This window comes from Hymenobacter frigidus, assembly GCF_014640435.1.
GTDB lineage: Bacteria > Bacteroidota > Bacteroidia > Cytophagales > Hymenobacteraceae > Hymenobacter > Hymenobacter frigidus.
The window spans coordinates 129,880-145,315 of sequence record NZ_BMGY01000006.1 but is presented as its reverse complement, the minus strand read 5'-3'; the positions used below and the strand labels follow the sequence as shown (position 1 = coordinate 145,315).

Sequence of the window (15,436 nt, the reverse complement as noted above, 5' to 3'; positions counted from 1 at the left end):
TAGGCCGGCTTTTTTTCGTCCAACAAACAGCCCCCGGTACCTGTGGGCCGTACTGCTCGCTAGCAATTCATCCCTTTATGACTCCGACTGACTCCTCCCCCGCCAAACCTGTTGCCGACGTCATCCTCATCGGAGCCGGCATCATGAGCGCCACGCTGGGCGTGCTGCTCAAGGCGCTGGACCCTACCCTCACCATTGCCGGCTACGAGCGCCTCGACGCTGTGGCCGCCGAAAGCTCCGATGCCTGGAATAACGCCGGCACCGGCCACTCGGCCTTCTGCGAGCTGAACTACACGCCCGAGCGCCCCGACGGCTCAATTGATATTTCCAAAGCCGACAAGATTGCCGAGCAATTCGAGCTGAGCAAGCAGTTCTGGGCCTCGCTGGTGCAGGAAAGGCTGTTGCCTGACCCCACGGCCTTCATTCACACCATCCCGCACATGAGCTTTGTGTGGGGCGCGGCCAACGTGGAGTACCTGCGCAAGCGCCACGCCGCGCTGCTGCACTCGCCGCTGTTCAAAGGCATGGAATTCAGCACTGACCCGGCCCGGATTGCGCAGTGGATTCCGCTGGTGATGACCGGGCGCGACCCCGCCGAGCCGGTGGCCGCCACCTACATGCCCATTGGCACCGATGTCAACTTCGGCAACCTGACCCGGGCCTTGTTCGACCAGCTGAAGACGACGCCGGACGTTCATTTTCAGCTGGGCCAGGAAGTGGAGGATTTCCGGCAGAAAGAGGACGGCATCTGGCGGCTGAAAGTGCAGGATTTGGCCTCGGGCGAAACCCGCATTGTGCGGGGCCGCTTCGTGTTCATCGGGGCGGGCGGTGGGTCGCTGCCGCTGCTCGAAAAGTCCGGCATTCCGGAAGCCAACGGCTTTGGCGGCTTCCCCGTGAGCGGGCAGTGGCTGAAGTGCCAGAACCCGGCCGTGATTGCCCGGCACGAGGCCAAGGTGTACGGCAAGCCGGCCGTGGGCTCGCCGCCCATGTCGATGCCCCACCTCGACACCCGCCAGATAAACGGGCGCAAAGAGCTGCTATTTGGTCCCTACGCCGGTTTCAGCACCAAATTTCTGAAGCAGGGCTCGTACACTGACTTGTTCCGGTCCATCGAGCTGGGCAACATCCGGCCGCTGCTCTATGCCGGGGCTCGCAACCTGAGCCTGACGCGCTATCTCATCAGGCAGGTGCTGCAATCGCCGCAGGAGCGCACCGCCGCCCTGCGCGAATATTACCCCGAAGCCGACCCCGCCGACTGGCAGCTCGAAATGGCCGGCCAGCGCGTGCAGGTCATTAAAAAAGACAAGAAGCAGGGCGGCGTACTGGAATTTGGCACCGAGATGGTGACGGCCGCCGATGGCACCATTGCCGCATTGCTGGGAGCCTCGCCGGGGGCCAGCACGGCCGTGGCCATCATGCTGGAACTGGTGCAGAAGTGCTTTCCCGAACGCGCCGCCTCGCCCGAGTGGCAGGCCCGGCTGCGGGAGCTGGTGCCTTCGTTCGGACAACAGCTGGCCCAAAATGCGGCCCTTACGACGGCCGTGCGCGAACGTAGTCGGCGAATTCTGCGGCTGGATACCTGAGCGCGCTGGGCTTTTCTGAATGAGTAAGCGGCTGCACACAAAAAATTTATACTTGATAATCAACTGTTTATTTGTGTTGTGCTTGCTTAATTGTGCACAATTAAACATTGCGCAATTAATCCTGGTTTGCTATTCCGAAACAGCCAATAACCCTTAATTCTTAACACGATGAGCATCGAACGCTTGTACACGGCTAAGGCCACAGCCACCGGTGGCCGCGACGGCCGCGCCATTTCTTCCGACAACGTTATCGACCTGCCCCTGAGCACGCCCAAGGAAATGGGCGGCCCCGGCAAAGCCGATACCACCAACCCCGAGCAGCTCTTCGCCGCCGGCTATTCGGCCTGCTTTGATGGCGCGCTGAACCTGGTGGCCCGCCTGAGCAAAACCCCCATTTCCGGCAGCACGGTGGAAGCCGACGTGAGCTTCGGCAAAGACGGCGAGCACTACGGCATCGAGGTGGACCTGCGCGTAAACATTCCAAACATCGACCAGAAGCAAGCCGAGGAGTTGGTGGCCAAAGCCCACCAGGTATGCCCCTACTCGCGGGCCACGCGCGGCAACATCGAAGTGAACCTGAGCACGACGACCAACGCCTAAGCCAGCCGCTGGCAAATTATTGAGGCCAGCTTCCACCTCAAAGTGCCCGCTGGAACCCAGCGGGTATTTTGAGGCGGTTTTTTGGCTATGGCCGCCAGAACAAGCCCGGCCATACGGCCGCTTACCTGTTAACTTGCGGGCTTATTCACCACCATTTATAAAGTTAACCTTGCCGCGCTGATGATTAAACTAGAACCCTTCACCACCGCCGATTTTACGCAACTAATGGAATGGGTTGACGATGAGCGGCTCATGAAAGAGTGGAGCGGCTCCATGTTTTCGTACCCGCTGAGCGAGGCCGGGCTGACGTGGTACGTGGAAGGCTCCAACAACCTCAACGACCCGGACGTATTCATTTACAAAGCGGTAGATTCAAAAACGAGCGTCACCGTGGGCCACATTTCGCTGGGCGGCATCAGCCAGCGCGACCGGGCCGGGCGCATTACGCGGGTGCTGGTGGGCAACACCACCGAGCGCCGGCGCGGCATCTGCCAGGGCATGGTGAAGGCCCTGCTCCGCATCGGGTTCGAGGACTTGAAGCTGCACCGCATCAGCTTAGGCGTGTACGATTTCAACCACCCGGCCATCAACTGCTACCTCAAGTGCGGGTTTCAGCAGGAAGGCCTGATGCGCGACGTGGTGCGCCACGGCGACGGCTATTGGTCGCTCATCGAAATGGGTATTCTGGAGGATGAGTGGCGGGCGCTGAATCCCGCCGTGCCTGCTGCTTAACGGCGTAGGCCAATGGTGCCGCCGGTGTATATTAGCCGGCCATTCTACCTCATTGCCATGCGCTGTCCCTACGTTTCCCCTGTCTTTTTCCTACTGGCTCTGCTTCTCACCGGGGCCCGGGCGCGGGCCCAGTCCGCAGCCACTGGCCAGGAGGGGGCGGCCGGCATTTCCAACCTGCGCGACCTAACCAGTGGTATGCCCGCTGTGTTACCCCACGGCCTCGGCGAAGGCACAGTGGGCTCGCCTTACGCCGATACGCGCTGGCTGCCGGCCCAGCTTCGCCTGACCAACAACCTACTGTTGGTTCCGATTGCCCTTAAATACGACGTACTGGGCCACCGCTTGCTGATGCGCTCCCCGGGCCGGGCCACCGATTCGCTGCAGCTAGACGATGCCCGGGTGACCGGCTTTGTGCTCACGGAGCCGGCCTCGGGCCTGGCCCCGGCCCGGCTTCGCCAGTTCCGCCGCTTCGTGGAAGCGCCCCTGGACCGAGAGCGCCCCGACTATGTGGAGGTGCTGCACGCCGGCCGCTATACCTTACTCAAGCACTACACCAAAATCCTGAAGGTGGCGGGCCAACCGGAGGCTTACAGCACCGGCCCGCGTTCCGACGTGATTGAGGACTACTTGGACTATTACCTGCGCACACCCGAGGCCAAGCTGCTACCGGTTAAACTCAGCCTCAGGGCGTTGCAGGCGGCAGCCCCGGCCCTGGCCGGCCTCCTGAAAAGCGCTGCCCACAACCCTAAAACCGAGGCCGACTGGGTGGCCGTGCTAAACGCCGTGGACCCCGAACCCAGTAAATAGAGGCGGCCAAAAACCGGCTTGCTCCAGTAGCCCTAGCTCAGAAAGCGGGTCTCCGTGAGCGCCTCGCTCATTTCCCACAGTTGCCGGGCATGCGCGGGGGTGTTGAAGGCGTGCTTCACCGGCTCGGGCTTTTTCTTGGCGAAATAGCCGCCGCTGGTGCTGCCCACCTCGGGTGCGGATGCCAGGAAAATGCTGGTTTCCGCCCCTTTCTCCACCGAAATCATGAAGGGACGGGCGAGCTGGGTGAGCTTGCTGAGCCAGCCGCCGGCACTATCGCCGAAATTGCTGGCCACGGCCCCGGGGTGTACCGCGTTCGTCGTGACGTTGGCAATGCCGTGGGCGCGCAGGCGGCGGGCCAGCTCCTGGGTAAACATGATGTTGTAGAGCTTGGTGTTGCCGTATACGCGCAGGGCGTTGTAGTCACGCTCCGATTGAAAGTCGCCCAACTGGGGCTTGGCAAACTGGTACGCCGCCGAGGCCAGATTGACGATACGGGCCGCTGGACTGGCCCGCAGCTGCTCAAACAACAGCGCCGTGAGTAGGAACGGGCCAAGGTGATTGGTGGCCACCCCCATCTCGTTGCCTTGGGCAGACACTTGGCGCTCAGACCCAAAAATGAGCCCGGCGTTGTTCACCAGCACATCAAGGCGGGCGTGGCGGGTGGCAAACTCGGCAGCGGCCCGGCGCACCTGGTTCAGGTTGGAAAGGTCGGCGAGCAGGATTTCGACCCGGTCGTGGCCAGCAGCCGCCCTTATTTCGCGCCGGGTGGCTTCGGCTTTTTCGGGATTGCGGGCCAATAGCACAACGTGCGCGCCCATTTTAGCCAGCTCGGTGGCGGTTACTTTGCCAATGCCGGAGGTGGCACCGGTCACGAGAACAACTTGATTCTGAAGGTTGGGCATGAGTACGTAGCGAAAAGTTTGTAGCTGCGTAAACGTAACCACCCGGTCAATGCTTGGTTTTAGCTGTTAAAGCTGTTCAGGAATTCAAAAAAACTAAGTGACCGTCATGCTGAGCGCAGCCGAGGCATCTCGCTCGCCTCGTTGAGCGACCCGGACGGCCCGAGCGAGATGCCTCGACAAGCTCAGCATGACGTGCTTTATACTGTTCGCCTCCTTTTTATTTCCTCCCACTGCGTCCTCCCACCTTTCCCTCCCTATGAAAGCGCTTTTGCTCATCGATATTCAGAATGACTTCTTGCCCGGTGGCCGGCTGGCCGTGCCCGATGGCAACGCCGTTATCCCGCTGGTGAATTCACTTCAACCGTTGTTTGACCTGGTAGTGGCTACCCAGGACTGGCACCCAATTGGTCACCAGAGCTTTGCCAGCAGCCACGCGGGCCGAACGCAGTTTGAGCAGATTGACCTGCACGGCTTGCCCCAGGTACTTTGGCCCGACCACTGCACCCAGGCCAGCCCTGGGGCCGAGCTGGCGGGCGCCCTGCACACCGAGCGCGTAGAAGCCATTTTTCGCAAAGGCACCAATCCCGAAATCGACAGCTACAGCGCGTTTTTTGACAACGGCCACCGCAAAAGCACCGCCCTGGCCGATTACCTGCGCGGCCGGCAGATAACCGACGTGTACGTGGCCGGCCTGGCCGGCGACTACTGCGTGTACTACTCCGCGCTGGATGCGCTGGCAGCCGGCTTCACCACGTTCGTTATCACCGATGCCACCCGCGCCATCAGCGCCGAAGGATTTACAGCCGCCTTGGCCGACCTGAAAGCCAAAGGGGCTCACCTGGTGGCGAGCCCCTCGTTGCTAAATACCGAATTCAGCGCCTGATTAGAGCGCGGCAGCTACGGCTTTCACACTCACGCGACGGCGGTAGTCGGGGTTGAAGTACACGTACTTTATTTTGCCGTTTTGGCCCACAATGTAAGTGGCGGGCACGGGCAGCACGGCGGCATCGGCCCCGTTGGCGGCCAGCAAATCCACGCCGAAACCCTTGTACTTGGTCACCACGTCGGGCTGCACGGTGAAGGCCGTACGGTAGGCTTTCATGATGGCAAAATCCTGGTCGTGCACAATGGGGAAGCTGGCCTTGGTCTTAGTCACGGTTTTGCCGATGTTGTCCTGCGTTTCGGGCGATATCACCACCACTTGCGCCCCTTTAGCGGTGAGCTGCTGCAGCGAATCCTGCAGCTGACTGAGCTGCTTGTTGCAGAACGGGCACCACTGCCCCCGGTAGAAATACAGCACCACCGGCCCTTTTTTCAGCAGCTGCTGGAGGTTGACTTCGCGGCCGGCCGCGTCCTTGGCCCGGAACAAGGGCGCAGTTTCGCCGACGGCCAGCCCCGTAGCCGCAAAGGCAGGAGGTGGGGTTTGGGCGTGCAGTAGCGGGGCAACGGCAGTCAGCAGGCTACCGAGAATGACGGCACGGAATACGTTTTTCATAAGTTAAGGCAATGTTTTGTTGAACCCTGGGGCTGACGCACCCACCGGCTGGCCCTTACAATCAGGATTGGCAGGCAGGGTTTAAGCAATGCCGCAACCACCTTCAGCCTAGCTTGTGACAGGAAAAAACGTTTTCTTTTTCCCCTACCCAGCACGTTGCTGGGATTGGGACTGGGCAGCTGCTAAAGCACGTCCTCAGCTGAAGCGTCAAACAGGCATTGCCTAGCTCACAGCCGCTTAGTGAGCAGCAGGCCGGAATAGGCGAACCCGTTCACGTTCTGGCCCTGCATGGGCATCAGCGATAGGCCCCGACCGGAAGTTTTCTTGTGCAGCTGGGGCACCACAATGCCCATGGTAGCGCCCAGGGCATACCCGACGATGTTATCGGAAAGGAAATGCTTGCCCGCCTCCATGCGGTAGTAGGCCACGGCGGCGGGCAACACGGCCGCCGCGCCCCAGATAAATGGCTCGGCCGACGAACCGGGGTTGAAGTCATGAAAGACCTTGGCCACGAAGAAAGTAGCCGTTGCGGTATGCGCCGTATGGCCCGCAAAAAACGAGTTGGTGGCAATCTTACCGGAGCGCCCATTGCCGCCCTCCGTGCCGTAGAGGTAGGGCCGGCTGCGGTACACGTTGCCTACCGTGGTGGTAAAAATGGCATCGGTCGCCAGCATGGTTTCCAGGTAGAGGGCGGCCACCTGGCCGTAACGACTGCGAATGGCCGGGTTCAGGGCCAGCAGGCCGGGGGCTATGACCAGCGTGGGGTAGCACAGCAAGTCGCTGGTGGTCTGGGCCGTTTCGCTGTATTTGCCCGCGGCGAAACGGTCGTAGCTCGGTATGTCGTTTTTATTGAGAGCAGCCAGCTCAATGTTGCTGAGGCCACTTTTTTGCTGCACCCGGTACAAGCCGAAAACGCTCACCGCTCCCAGGCCCAATGCGATGGGTCCATCAACGGCGAAGCGGGTATGATAGGGCGAAGGAGCCTGCTGCGCGATTGCCGCCGGACCCGACGTCAGGAGCAACGCCCCGGACAGAATGAGTAAGGAAATTAACTTCATGAAATAATCAGTGGTGGGAATAAAACTGAAACGGCAGACAGCAAACCAGGGTTTGTGCCGGGCTGACCGGGCCCTTCCGCGCTCAACTCACCCCTTCACGGTGGCACCGTGCACGGCCAGCACCTCGCCCGGTAGCCACCGGCGCACCAGCACGTCATCGACCGATACTTTGCCCACCACCCGGTAGTTCGACACCAGGGCTTCGCTGATGTCGGCGGCTTTGCGCACCACCGCCCCGAGGCCCACGTAGGATGAATGCACCAGCTGCACGGCCCCGCCCTCGCGCACCCGCAGAAACGCTACGTGGAAACCGAGCCTCAGCACGTAGAAGCCCGGCCCCAACGCCCGCACCCGCCGCCCGAATTCAGCCGGTATGAGAAATCACCCGATTGTTTGGCACGTCGGCCCATCCCTTAAGACCTGGGTTAAGTGAACCAAGCGTTTAGCCTTCTATTAAGAGTATACCAATAATTTCGCACTCTTCAAAACAGCCTTTTGAGGAGCAATGCATTAGCTGTACCGTTGGGTTTATCAAAGCTACAGTCAGGATAATATTGTAAAATATTAAGTATATTTAATATTAAATGTTAAGTGTCTTATTTCCGCAGCTACTTGAAGCTGATTATCGGGTTTGTGCTGCCGCGCTCGTATCGGGATGTCGCGAGGTCTATTACTTCACAACTTAAGTATCTATAGTCATGGAAAAAATGACGGTTGCCATCATCGGGGCCGGGCCGGCCGGGCTGGCCGCGGCCAAATCATTGCTGGAGGACGGGCAAACTCCAGTTGTTATCGAGCAAAGCAGCGGCCTTGGGGGGCAGTGGAACCAAGGCGCGGCGCACAGCGGCGTCTGGCCCGAAATGCACGCCAAATCCTGCCACGTCGAGATGTCATTTTCGGATTTTGACTATCCGGCTGGCACGCAGATGTTTCCGACCAACCAGGAAGTGCTGGCCTACCTTACGGCCTACGCGCAACACTTTGGCCTGGAGCCCTACCTGCGCCTGAACACCCGCGTGGAGCAAATCAAGCGGGGGCCGGCAAAGTGCTACACTGTGGTGAGCACCGACGCGGCCGGGAAGCAGCATACGGAAGAGTTTTCGCACGTTATCGTGGCCTCGGGGCGCTACAACAAGCCCCGTTTTCCGAATACGCCGGGGCTCGACCAGTTTGAGGGCAAAGTGGTGCACTCATTCGCGTACCGGGGCCGCCAGGACTTTCGCGGGCAGCGGGTGCTGGTGGTGGGCAACAGCATCAGCGGCCTCGAAATTGCCAGCGACCTGGCCCGCAACACCGATACCACCGTGATTTCGTCCTGCCGCAAGCCGCGCTACATCATCCGCAAGCTGCTGAAGGGCATGCCCGTGGAGCAGTCGGTGTTCACGCGCTTCGCGGCCTACCTCAACCAGGCGCTGCCGCCCGAGCAGGCGGCGGCGGGCCTGAAGCAGTTCATTCTGGAGAGCTTTGGCAACCCGGCCGACTTTGGGGGCCTGCGCCCATCCGACGACCTGCTGGAAGCTGGCGTGGCGCAGTGCCAGGATTACCTCGACGACCTGGCCATCGGCCACATCCGGGCCGTGCCCGGCGTGCGCACCTTCACCACGAACGGGGCCGTGCTCACCGACGGCCAGAAGGTGCCCGCCGACAGCCTTGTCCTGGCCACGGGCTACGACCTGAACCTGCCCTTTCTGAGCGAAGATATCCGGCAGGCCGTACACGCCGACCGCCAGCACCTCGATTTGCACCATTTCACCTTCCACCCGGCGCTGCCCAATTTTGCTTTTATGGGCTTGTTTGCGCAGATAGGCTCCTATTTCCCCACCGTGGAGCTGCAGGCCCGCTGGATTGCGGACTGCTGGAGCGGCCACCACGCCCTGCCCTCACTGGCCGAAATGCGCCGGGGCCTGGACGAATACGAGGAATCTAAGCAGTACCGGGAGGAAACCACGAGCCAGGAAACGCTGGAAATGTTCTCGCACGACCTTGACGTTTCCCCCAGCCTTGATAAGTACCCTTACCTGGCCTGGGAGCTATTTTTTGGGCTCCTGGTCCCGGCGCAATTTCGCATCGAAGGCCACGGCAGCCGCCCCGATGCGCTGGCCCGCTTCGTGGCCGCCAGCCGCTACTACAACGGCGGCCAGCCCACCCCGCTCAACGAGCGGCAGCTGGGCGGCTTGCAGATGCTGGCCCGCGCCTTGCCCAGGAATCAGCAGCTGCAGGGCATCGTGCACAAGCTGCAGTCGGAGGTAATGGCTTAGTTAGAAATATTTTGTGAACGGTGTACCAATTGGTGTAGCGACGCGACCCTTCGTGCCCCGGCGTTCGCGTCGTCAACACCCCAAACCGTTCAACGCCGAGACGCGAAGGGTCGCGTCTCTACCCCGTTCATTATTCGTGAAACTGGGCTAGGCCAATTTGCGGAGCATAAATCACCCGCCCCAGCGGGGGCGTACCCGGTAGGGCGACACCCGTCCAACAACGGCCGCCCCAACGCGGAACTCTGCCGGCACTGCGACGAGAAGCTGTAGGTGGTGGCCGGGCGGCTGCTCAACCGCACAGCCCCGGCCAGGGCTAGCGTAGGGCGGAGCTTCCTGGGGCGAAGGCCGAGCCAAAACAGCGTGTTTGGGTTCGCGCATTGTGTTTTAGCAGAAACAAGGCCCATTAGCCAATTTGTGCCCCCCGAACGGGTTTGCGGGATGCATGAGCCGATTTGCGGGGCCAATGCGCGGGTTGGCGGGGCTACCCGTGTGGTCGGAGCTACTCAACCCGCAGCCAGGACCGGAGTGCCTGCACCAACTCCGGGTCGGAAAACTGGAAATCGACCTGGCCCGAGCTCACCTGAATAGTAGTGGAATAATAAGTTGTCCAGAGAATTTTACGGGTGCGGATGGGCGCGAGGGCCTGCCACGGAATCAGCAGGGGCGGGTGGCCCACCTGAAACAGCCAGGCGACCCGCAACGCCAGCCCCTGCGGCAAGGCCCCGGCCTTAATCACCCCATTATAAGAAACCACCCCGAGCTTGGCCCTGGCTATTCGGAATTGCACCGGCAGGCCCGCTGGGTCGGAGGCCAGGTATTCGCCGGCCAGACGCCCCCACGCCAGCAAGGACAGCACCTTGATGATGAAGCACCAGAAAGTGCCGAATCCGACGAAAAAGGCCGGTATCATCCACAACAAGTTCAGCTTATTCATGCTGCGAAATAACGCATTGACGAAGCTAGCCACCGTGGCCGGTCTACAGCGCCCTGGTAAAACGCACGCCGCCGTAGGCGTAGCCGTTCACGTTTGCTCCCTGCACCGGCCCCAGCGACACGCCCGTGCCGTGCAGCCGCTTGTAGAAATGCAGCGCCACCAAGCCCACCGCCGCCCCTACCCCCACGCCCACCGCCGAATCGCGGAAGCGCTGCGGGGGCACGAGGGCGGGGTCGAACACGGTGTCGTTGCGGTGCAGGCGCGGCACCAGCACGCCCACGGTAGCCCCCACGGCATAGCCCACCAGGTTATCAGACAGGAAATGCTTGCCGGCCCGCACGCGGAAGTAGGCCACCACGGCGGGCACGGCGGCGGCCACGCCCCACACGTAAGGCTGCGCTTTGGAGCCGGGGTTGAAATCGTGAAAAACCTGGGCGGCGAAGAACGTGGCCGTGGCGGTGTGGGCGGTGTGTCCGCCGAAGAACGAGTCGGTGGCCACGGGGCCGTGGCGCAGCTCGCCGCCCTCGGGGCCGTAGAGGTAGGGCCGGTAGCGGTACACGGTGCCCACGGTGAGGGTGAAAAGGGCGGCCGTGCTGCTCATGGTTTCGAGGTAGAGACCAGCCACCTGCCCGTAGCGGCCGTGCACGTTGGACTGGAAGGCCAGCAGGGCGGGCACCAGCGCCAGAGTGCCGTAGCAAAAACCGTCGCTCACGAGCTGGGCGCGCGGACTGAACCGGCCCGCCGAAAACCGGTCGAGGGCCGGGATATTGGCGCGGTCAAGAGCGGCCAGGTCAGCATCGGTGGCGGTGCGCTTGTGCTGCACCAGCAGCAGGCCAGTGGCGCTAAGGCCCAGCAGCCCGGCCGTGATGGGGGCCTCGACGGAGAAGCGAGTGGTGTAGGGCGAGGGGGCCTGCTGGGCGCGGGCGGCGGGGCCGGTGCTCAGCCATAAAGCCCCGGCGAGGAGTAGCGTAGGGCAATGCTTCATAAATTGGTGCAATCAACCAGTTACCAAACCAGCCTCAGCAAGATACGCGGCCGTCGGGTGGGCTAGCTGTTCAGTGGCGCCGCTACTTCCTGTTTCAGCGGCGGCAGGTGGCGCACCACAATGCCCAAGACCATTGCATCCGAAAGGGTGTAATTCAAAACTACGCGGCTCTTCTTCAAGCAGGAAAATCGAACCTGTGTCTGATGCCCTCAGCTATGCGTAGAGGCCAGTACCGATGACCGATGAAAAGGGCAGCGCGTAGTTTTGAATTACACCCGAGTGACTGAAAAGCTGGCAGGGGCAGCAAAACGCTGCTTCTGCCAGCTTCTGAGGTTACCGCATTAGGCACAAAAAACACCATGCCGAGCGTAGCCAAGGCATTTCGCGGGCTGCAACTATTCCAAACGATTGGATTAGCTGGGCCCGCGAACTGCTTTGATGGCGCGCGACATGGCGTTTTGGTTAGCCGGTTATTCGGCAGCTGGCTACTTCAGCTGGATGCCTTGCGCCGCCATTGCCTCTTCCGTCTTGGCATGGTTGGCCAAGTACTCGGCGTGCTGGGCCTCGGTGCGCTGGGTGCCGAGGCTGACGAAGTGCTCCCGCAGCTTGTCGGCGGGCAGGTCGGCCCCGTAGGACGGAGTGCCGGGTTGCTGCCGCCACGACTCGTGCAGGCTGCCGTCGTCCACGGCGTCGAAGCCCAACTCCTCGACCAGGGCCATTACTTTCTGCTTGGCGGCGGCATCATCGCCGGCCACGGGTAGGGAAATGCGGCCGGGCGTGCCGGCGGGCAGGCCCTTGTTTTGGAGGTGGTCGGCGTAGATGTTGTTGAACACCTTCACCACCGGGCGGCCCAGGTGCTGCTGCACCCACTCGCTTTCGGTGAGGTCGCCGGTTTCCAGCTCCGGCATGTGGCCGTCGCGCAGCATGGGGTAGTAGTTGCTCGTGTCGATGACGGGCACGTCGGCGGCCACGCCCGCGAACAGGTCTTTGGGCAGGTCAGGAATGTTTTTCAGCGGGATGGTGACCACGATGATTTCGCCGTGGCGAGCCGCTTCCTGGGCCGTAACGGGGGTAGCTCCGGTTTTCTGGGCCACGTCTTTCAGCGTTTCGGGACCGCGGGAGTTAGCGATATAAACCGAATGGCCGAAGCTGACGAGCCGCACGGCGAGGGCGCTGCCGATGTGGCCGGCCCCGATGATTCCAATGTTCATAATGCGAAATTTTGAGTGGTTTGCCCGGCAGCGAACTGCTGCCGCAAGTAAGTGAACAGCCGCGCCGGTAACTTGCTTTTTCTTGGCGAACAGCGGCTAAATCGAGCGGCAGCCAAAGACCCGCCGTCAACCGCTGCCGGCAAAGCTGTTGCTATCGCGCGGCACTGGCAGGGGCCGTAGAGCGCCACTGCCAGCAGGCGGCCCTCGGAAAACGAAGCCCAAGGTGCCGTATACCGGCAGGCCTTTGGCGTAAAACGGCAGGCGCATTACTTCACCAGGGCGGTCGCTTGCGGGCTTGGCGGCTTCTCTACTTCGCGGAATAGGTGCGGATTACCACCCGCTTGGTTCCGTCGGGCTCAATGGTCGTGTCTGAATAGGACAACGTGGTTGCCGTCAGGGTCAGAATCTGGGTGGGTTTAGCTCCGGGTTGGCCGGGGTTGAAAACAAACTCCGTTTCGTCTGAGGCAAACGCCCAGGTAGCGCCGCTCGGGTAAGTGATGCTGCACTTTACCGGCACCTCGTCGATGGTAAAAGTCCGGTCGGCATTAAAATGGTTGAGGTCATCGGAAAAGCACGGGTCAAAGAGAGGCAGAAAATCGGTGCTGGTGACCACGCCAGCAGGAGTGGTCATGACCTCGATGTAACCCTTGATATTCCAGCCGGGGGTTGTTAAAAATACTTCCCGTTCCGGAAGCTTTGCCGGTGCGGGCTCACTCGCCTTGCGGCACTCGGTGAGAACAAGCGTGCTGACAGTGAGCAGGGCCAAGGTCAGTAAACGTGCCATGAGAATTGAGGGTAAAATTGCGCAGAAACAGCCGAAGGAAACGCACCATTATCAGAACGACAACCGTGGCAAATAATTGCGGCATCGGGCCAATGTGTATGCAGGTTCTTCGGTGGCTCCTGCAGCTCGCAGCCTTTCACCGGGCAATTCAACCCTGTGCAGCACCACGCGACTGGGGCTTGTCAACCGTGCTCAAAGGAACCAAAGGAACACGGCAACAAGCGAAGCACTTCTGCCTATCCTTTGGCCGGCAATTTTCGCGCAAAGAGGTAAACCCCCCACAACAATCAGCGGAAACATCGATAAAAATGCGACCGTGTTCCAGGGTGGCGGCGGGGTCGAGGTTATTTTCCAGCATCCGCAGGGCGGCTTCGGCTTCCCAGATTTTGCAGCGCAGCTTCGCGCCGTGCTGGGCCTTCACGGTCTCCTAAGGCTTGAATTCGTAGAACATCAGGCGCTGGCCGTAGGGCTTTTGCGGGACCGCGCCGAGCGTCATGGAGAAGGAATTGGCTTCGAGGTTGAGCTCAAGCTTAGCGGTTTCGGAGGGCACGAAAGAGGACATGAAAATGGGGCGGGTTGGGTGGGGCAGCAATATATAAAAAGCGCAGAATTTACTTACGCGCTTTCATCAGCGGCAGGTTGTAGTTCACATTCAGCCGGAAGCCGTGGTTAAATTCAAACACCGGCAGGCCCGTAATTAACTCAGGGTCGGCGTGCTGCGTGATTTGGTTGAGGTACAGCACTGCTACCTGAAAGTCGTCGGTGAACTGATAACCTACGCCGCCCGCCACCCGGTTCTGGTTGAACACGTTGGCTCCCACCCGGCGGCCGAAGCTCAGAAACACCTCGTCGAAACCCGTCAGGTACCACTCCCGGTTGTCGAGCCGAGGCCCCTGCAGCGGCAGCGTGGCACTGAGCTGGTAACGGATGCGGTTTTGGTATTCCCAGGCCTGCACCACCCGGCCTTTGCCTTCGGCCAGCTGGCCCTGCCAGCGCTGCTCCAGCCGCAGACGGTGCTCCAGGACCACGCGGCCCAGCGTGTCGCGGAGCTGCACGTCCTGGTAGAAGCGGTGCTCGGGAAAGGGCACGCCCGTGTCGGCGGTGGGGTAGTCGCCGTAGGGGTGCGTAATCAGCGAAGTGTAGCCGCCGCCCACGCTCACGCGCGGGGCCAGCTGAAACGCGCCGCCCAGCCGGGCCAGGGACTGCTGCGCATCCCGAATGAAGTACACGCGGCGCCACTGGTACTCGGTGTGCAGCGTCCAGCGGCGGCCCAGGCGGTGGTCACCTTCGTACACAAACCAGCCAATTTGGTTGGTATCACGTACCCGCGCTGCTTGGCCGGAAGCGGCCTGCCCGCAACCCAGAACCAGACTTATCGAAACCAAACCCGTAAACTGCCGCATGCCCGGTAAGACGTCCGTCAGCGGCCTGGGGTTGTCGCGTTCTGCGCGGCGCACCTTACCCAACTCCTTAATTCACTGCGCGACCGGTAGCGCCCAACTTCACGTTCTTTTTCGTCGCCCAGCTCATGAATACCGACTATCAGCCCATCGACTGCCATTTCTACGACGAACTGGAAGCCGCCGCGACTCAGCGCCGCCGGGTAGACCTGCAGTACTTCAACGACCTGCGCCAACTCTGCCTGGACTCGGGCGTGATTGACACCTTCTTCATCCACGATAAGGTGGAGTTTATGCGCTTGAAATCGGGCGAAGAAATCCGGCTTGACCATATCATCCGGCTCGATGACAAAGCCGCCCCGGCCTACGCTGATTACCCCGATTTTAGCTGTGGCTGCTGAGTAGCTACCGGCCCGGGTGAAGCACAACGGCTGCTGAACGATGGACTGGCGTATCACGCCAACAAACCAAAAATTCCAGGGTTGGCCCGCAAATCAGGGCCATGACCAAAATCATTAAGTCAGTTGATGGTCGTTACTGTTTACGAAATTACATCTATTTATATTTATATTGTTATCTTTCCAATAAGAAAGCACCTCCCTACCCTACTAATCCAACGCTCTTGAGCACGCCGGCCGTTGGGTCTTTGCAACTGGTGCTAGGCTTGGCGGCTCTTTTCTGGCACTG

The 15,436-nt window shown here is 60.9% G+C and carries 18 protein-coding genes; 7 read left to right on the top strand and 11 right to left on the bottom strand.

Annotation, left to right across the window (positions count from 1 at the left end; genetic code table 11):
* The first annotated feature begins 77 nt into the window (after window positions 1–77).
* The 4 genes from IEW17_RS05065 (at window position 78) to IEW17_RS05050 (ending at window position 3,722) form a co-directional block, all read left to right on the top strand.
* Window positions 78–1,583 (top strand): malate:quinone oxidoreductase, encoded by a 1,506-nt coding sequence (locus IEW17_RS05065; protein WP_188560938.1) that lies wholly within the window; start codon window positions 78–80, stop codon window positions 1,581–1,583.
* Window positions 1,584–1,751: 168 nt separating this feature from the next.
* On the top strand, window positions 1,752–2,183 hold the full coding sequence (locus tag IEW17_RS05060; protein ID WP_188560937.1) for an organic hydroperoxide resistance protein: 432 nt from the start codon (window positions 1,752–1,754) through the stop codon (window positions 2,181–2,183).
* 180 nt (window positions 2,184–2,363) lie between these two features.
* A complete protein-coding gene (locus tag IEW17_RS05055; RefSeq protein WP_188560936.1) occupies window positions 2,364–2,915 on the top strand; it encodes a GNAT family N-acetyltransferase in 552 nt (183 codons plus the stop codon).
* Between the two features lie 57 nt (window positions 2,916–2,972).
* Window positions 2,973–3,722 (top strand): hypothetical protein, encoded by a 750-nt coding sequence (locus IEW17_RS05050; RefSeq protein WP_188560935.1) that lies wholly within the window; start codon window positions 2,973–2,975, stop codon window positions 3,720–3,722.
* Between the two features lie 32 nt (window positions 3,723–3,754).
* On the opposite strand, the gene IEW17_RS05045 is transcribed toward IEW17_RS05050, so the two are convergent.
* Window positions 3,755–4,624 carry an SDR family oxidoreductase gene (locus IEW17_RS05045; protein ID WP_188560934.1) on the bottom strand — a complete coding sequence of 290 codons (870 nt, stop codon included), beginning with the start codon at window positions 4,622–4,624 and terminating at the stop codon, window positions 3,755–3,757.
* Between the two features lie 256 nt (window positions 4,625–4,880).
* Here IEW17_RS05045 and pncA point away from each other — a divergent pair, with 256 nt between their 5' ends.
* On the top strand, window positions 4,881–5,507 hold the full coding sequence (pncA, locus tag IEW17_RS05040) for a bifunctional nicotinamidase/pyrazinamidase (RefSeq protein ID WP_188560933.1): 627 nt from the start codon (window positions 4,881–4,883) through the stop codon (window positions 5,505–5,507).
* On the opposite strand, the gene IEW17_RS05035 is transcribed toward pncA, so the two are convergent.
* The 3 genes from IEW17_RS05035 to IEW17_RS05025 all read right to left on the bottom strand — a co-directional run bounded on the left by IEW17_RS05035 (window position 5,508) and on the right by IEW17_RS05025 (window position 7,501).
* A complete protein-coding gene (locus IEW17_RS05035; protein WP_188560932.1) occupies window positions 5,508–6,119 on the bottom strand; it encodes a peroxiredoxin-like family protein in 612 nt (203 codons plus the stop codon). It lies immediately after the preceding gene.
* Window positions 6,120–6,346: 227 nt separating this feature from the next.
* Window positions 6,347–7,177 (bottom strand): phosphatase PAP2 family protein, encoded by an 831-nt coding sequence (locus tag IEW17_RS05030; protein ID WP_188560931.1) that lies wholly within the window; start codon window positions 7,175–7,177, stop codon window positions 6,347–6,349.
* A gap of 87 nt (window positions 7,178–7,264) precedes the next feature.
* Window positions 7,265–7,501 carry a hypothetical protein gene (locus IEW17_RS05025; protein WP_188560930.1) on the bottom strand — a complete coding sequence of 79 codons (237 nt, stop codon included), beginning with the start codon at window positions 7,499–7,501 and terminating at the stop codon, window positions 7,265–7,267.
* Window positions 7,502–7,875: 374 nt separating this feature from the next.
* On the opposite strand from IEW17_RS05025, the gene IEW17_RS05020 reads away from it, so the two are divergent.
* Window positions 7,876–9,435 (top strand): flavin-containing monooxygenase, encoded by a 1,560-nt coding sequence (locus tag IEW17_RS05020; RefSeq protein ID WP_188560929.1) that lies wholly within the window; start codon window positions 7,876–7,878, stop codon window positions 9,433–9,435.
* A gap of 499 nt (window positions 9,436–9,934) precedes the next feature.
* Here the strand turns inward: IEW17_RS05020 and IEW17_RS05015 are convergent, their stop codons facing one another.
* From IEW17_RS05015 to IEW17_RS04990, 7 genes are all read right to left on the bottom strand, one after another.
* Window positions 9,935–10,369 (bottom strand): hypothetical protein, encoded by a 435-nt coding sequence (locus IEW17_RS05015; RefSeq protein WP_188560928.1) that lies wholly within the window; start codon window positions 10,367–10,369, stop codon window positions 9,935–9,937.
* A gap of 43 nt (window positions 10,370–10,412) precedes the next feature.
* Complete coding sequence (locus IEW17_RS05010; RefSeq protein ID WP_188560927.1) at window positions 10,413–11,354, bottom strand: phosphatase PAP2 family protein; 942 nt, start codon at window positions 11,352–11,354, stop codon at window positions 10,413–10,415.
* A gap of 485 nt (window positions 11,355–11,839) precedes the next feature.
* The gene (locus IEW17_RS05005) at window positions 11,840–12,658 is read right to left on the bottom strand and encodes an NADPH-dependent F420 reductase (protein ID WP_505668788.1); all 819 of its coding nucleotides are present in this window, start codon (window positions 12,656–12,658) and stop codon (window positions 11,840–11,842) included.
* Between the two features lie 214 nt (window positions 12,659–12,872).
* Entirely contained in the window at window positions 12,873–13,349 is a 477-nt protein-coding gene (locus IEW17_RS05000; RefSeq protein WP_188560925.1) for a hypothetical protein, read from the bottom strand.
* Between the two features lie 148 nt (window positions 13,350–13,497).
* The gene (locus tag IEW17_RS04995; RefSeq protein ID WP_188560924.1) at window positions 13,498–13,770 is read right to left on the bottom strand and encodes a hypothetical protein; all 273 of its coding nucleotides are present in this window, start codon (window positions 13,768–13,770) and stop codon (window positions 13,498–13,500) included.
* 6 nt (window positions 13,771–13,776) lie between these two features.
* Complete coding sequence (locus IEW17_RS21225) at window positions 13,777–13,911, bottom strand: hypothetical protein (RefSeq protein WP_262891822.1); 135 nt, start codon at window positions 13,909–13,911, stop codon at window positions 13,777–13,779.
* A 49-nt stretch (window positions 13,912–13,960) separates the two neighbouring features.
* Window positions 13,961–14,752 carry a DUF2490 domain-containing protein gene (locus tag IEW17_RS04990; RefSeq protein ID WP_188560923.1) on the bottom strand — a complete coding sequence of 264 codons (792 nt, stop codon included), beginning with the start codon at window positions 14,750–14,752 and terminating at the stop codon, window positions 13,961–13,963.
* A 125-nt stretch (window positions 14,753–14,877) separates the two neighbouring features.
* Between IEW17_RS04990 and IEW17_RS04985 the strand changes: the two genes are divergently transcribed.
* Entirely contained in the window at window positions 14,878–15,150 is a 273-nt protein-coding gene (locus IEW17_RS04985; protein ID WP_188560922.1) for a hypothetical protein, read from the top strand.
* Window positions 15,151–15,436 lie beyond the last annotated feature (286 nt).

Excerpts from the sequence above, each read along its gene's own strand:
- IEW17_RS05065 (WP_188560938.1), top strand. The coding sequence starts at position 78 with ATGACTCCGACTGACTCCTCCCCCGCCAAACCTGTTGCCGACGTCATC.
- IEW17_RS05060 (WP_188560937.1), top strand. The coding sequence starts at position 1,752 with ATGAGCATCGAACGCTTGTACACGGCTAAGGCCACAGCCACCGGTGGC.
- IEW17_RS05055 (WP_188560936.1), top strand. The coding sequence starts at position 2,364 with ATGATTAAACTAGAACCCTTCACCACCGCCGATTTTACGCAACTAATG.
- IEW17_RS05050 (WP_188560935.1), top strand. The coding sequence starts at position 2,973 with ATGCGCTGTCCCTACGTTTCCCCTGTCTTTTTCCTACTGGCTCTGCTT.
- IEW17_RS05045 (WP_188560934.1), bottom strand. The coding sequence starts at position 4,624 with ATGCCCAACCTTCAGAATCAAGTTGTTCTCGTGACCGGTGCCACCTCC.
- pncA (WP_188560933.1), top strand. The coding sequence starts at position 4,881 with ATGAAAGCGCTTTTGCTCATCGATATTCAGAATGACTTCTTGCCCGGT.
- IEW17_RS05035 (WP_188560932.1), bottom strand. The coding sequence starts at position 6,119 with ATGAAAAACGTATTCCGTGCCGTCATTCTCGGTAGCCTGCTGACTGCC.
- IEW17_RS05030 (WP_188560931.1), bottom strand. The coding sequence starts at position 7,177 with ATGAAGTTAATTTCCTTACTCATTCTGTCCGGGGCGTTGCTCCTGACG.
- IEW17_RS05020 (WP_188560929.1), top strand. The coding sequence starts at position 7,876 with ATGGAAAAAATGACGGTTGCCATCATCGGGGCCGGGCCGGCCGGGCTG.
- IEW17_RS05015 (WP_188560928.1), bottom strand. The coding sequence starts at position 10,369 with ATGAATAAGCTGAACTTGTTGTGGATGATACCGGCCTTTTTCGTCGGA.
- IEW17_RS05010 (WP_188560927.1), bottom strand. The coding sequence starts at position 11,354 with ATGAAGCATTGCCCTACGCTACTCCTCGCCGGGGCTTTATGGCTGAGC.
- IEW17_RS05000 (WP_188560925.1), bottom strand. The coding sequence starts at position 13,349 with ATGGCACGTTTACTGACCTTGGCCCTGCTCACTGTCAGCACGCTTGTT.
- IEW17_RS21225 (WP_262891822.1), bottom strand. The coding sequence starts at position 13,911 with ATGTCCTCTTTCGTGCCCTCCGAAACCGCTAAGCTTGAGCTCAACCTC.
- IEW17_RS04990 (WP_188560923.1), bottom strand. The coding sequence starts at position 14,752 with ATGCGGCAGTTTACGGGTTTGGTTTCGATAAGTCTGGTTCTGGGTTGC.
- IEW17_RS04985 (WP_188560922.1), top strand. The coding sequence starts at position 14,878 with ATGAATACCGACTATCAGCCCATCGACTGCCATTTCTACGACGAACTG.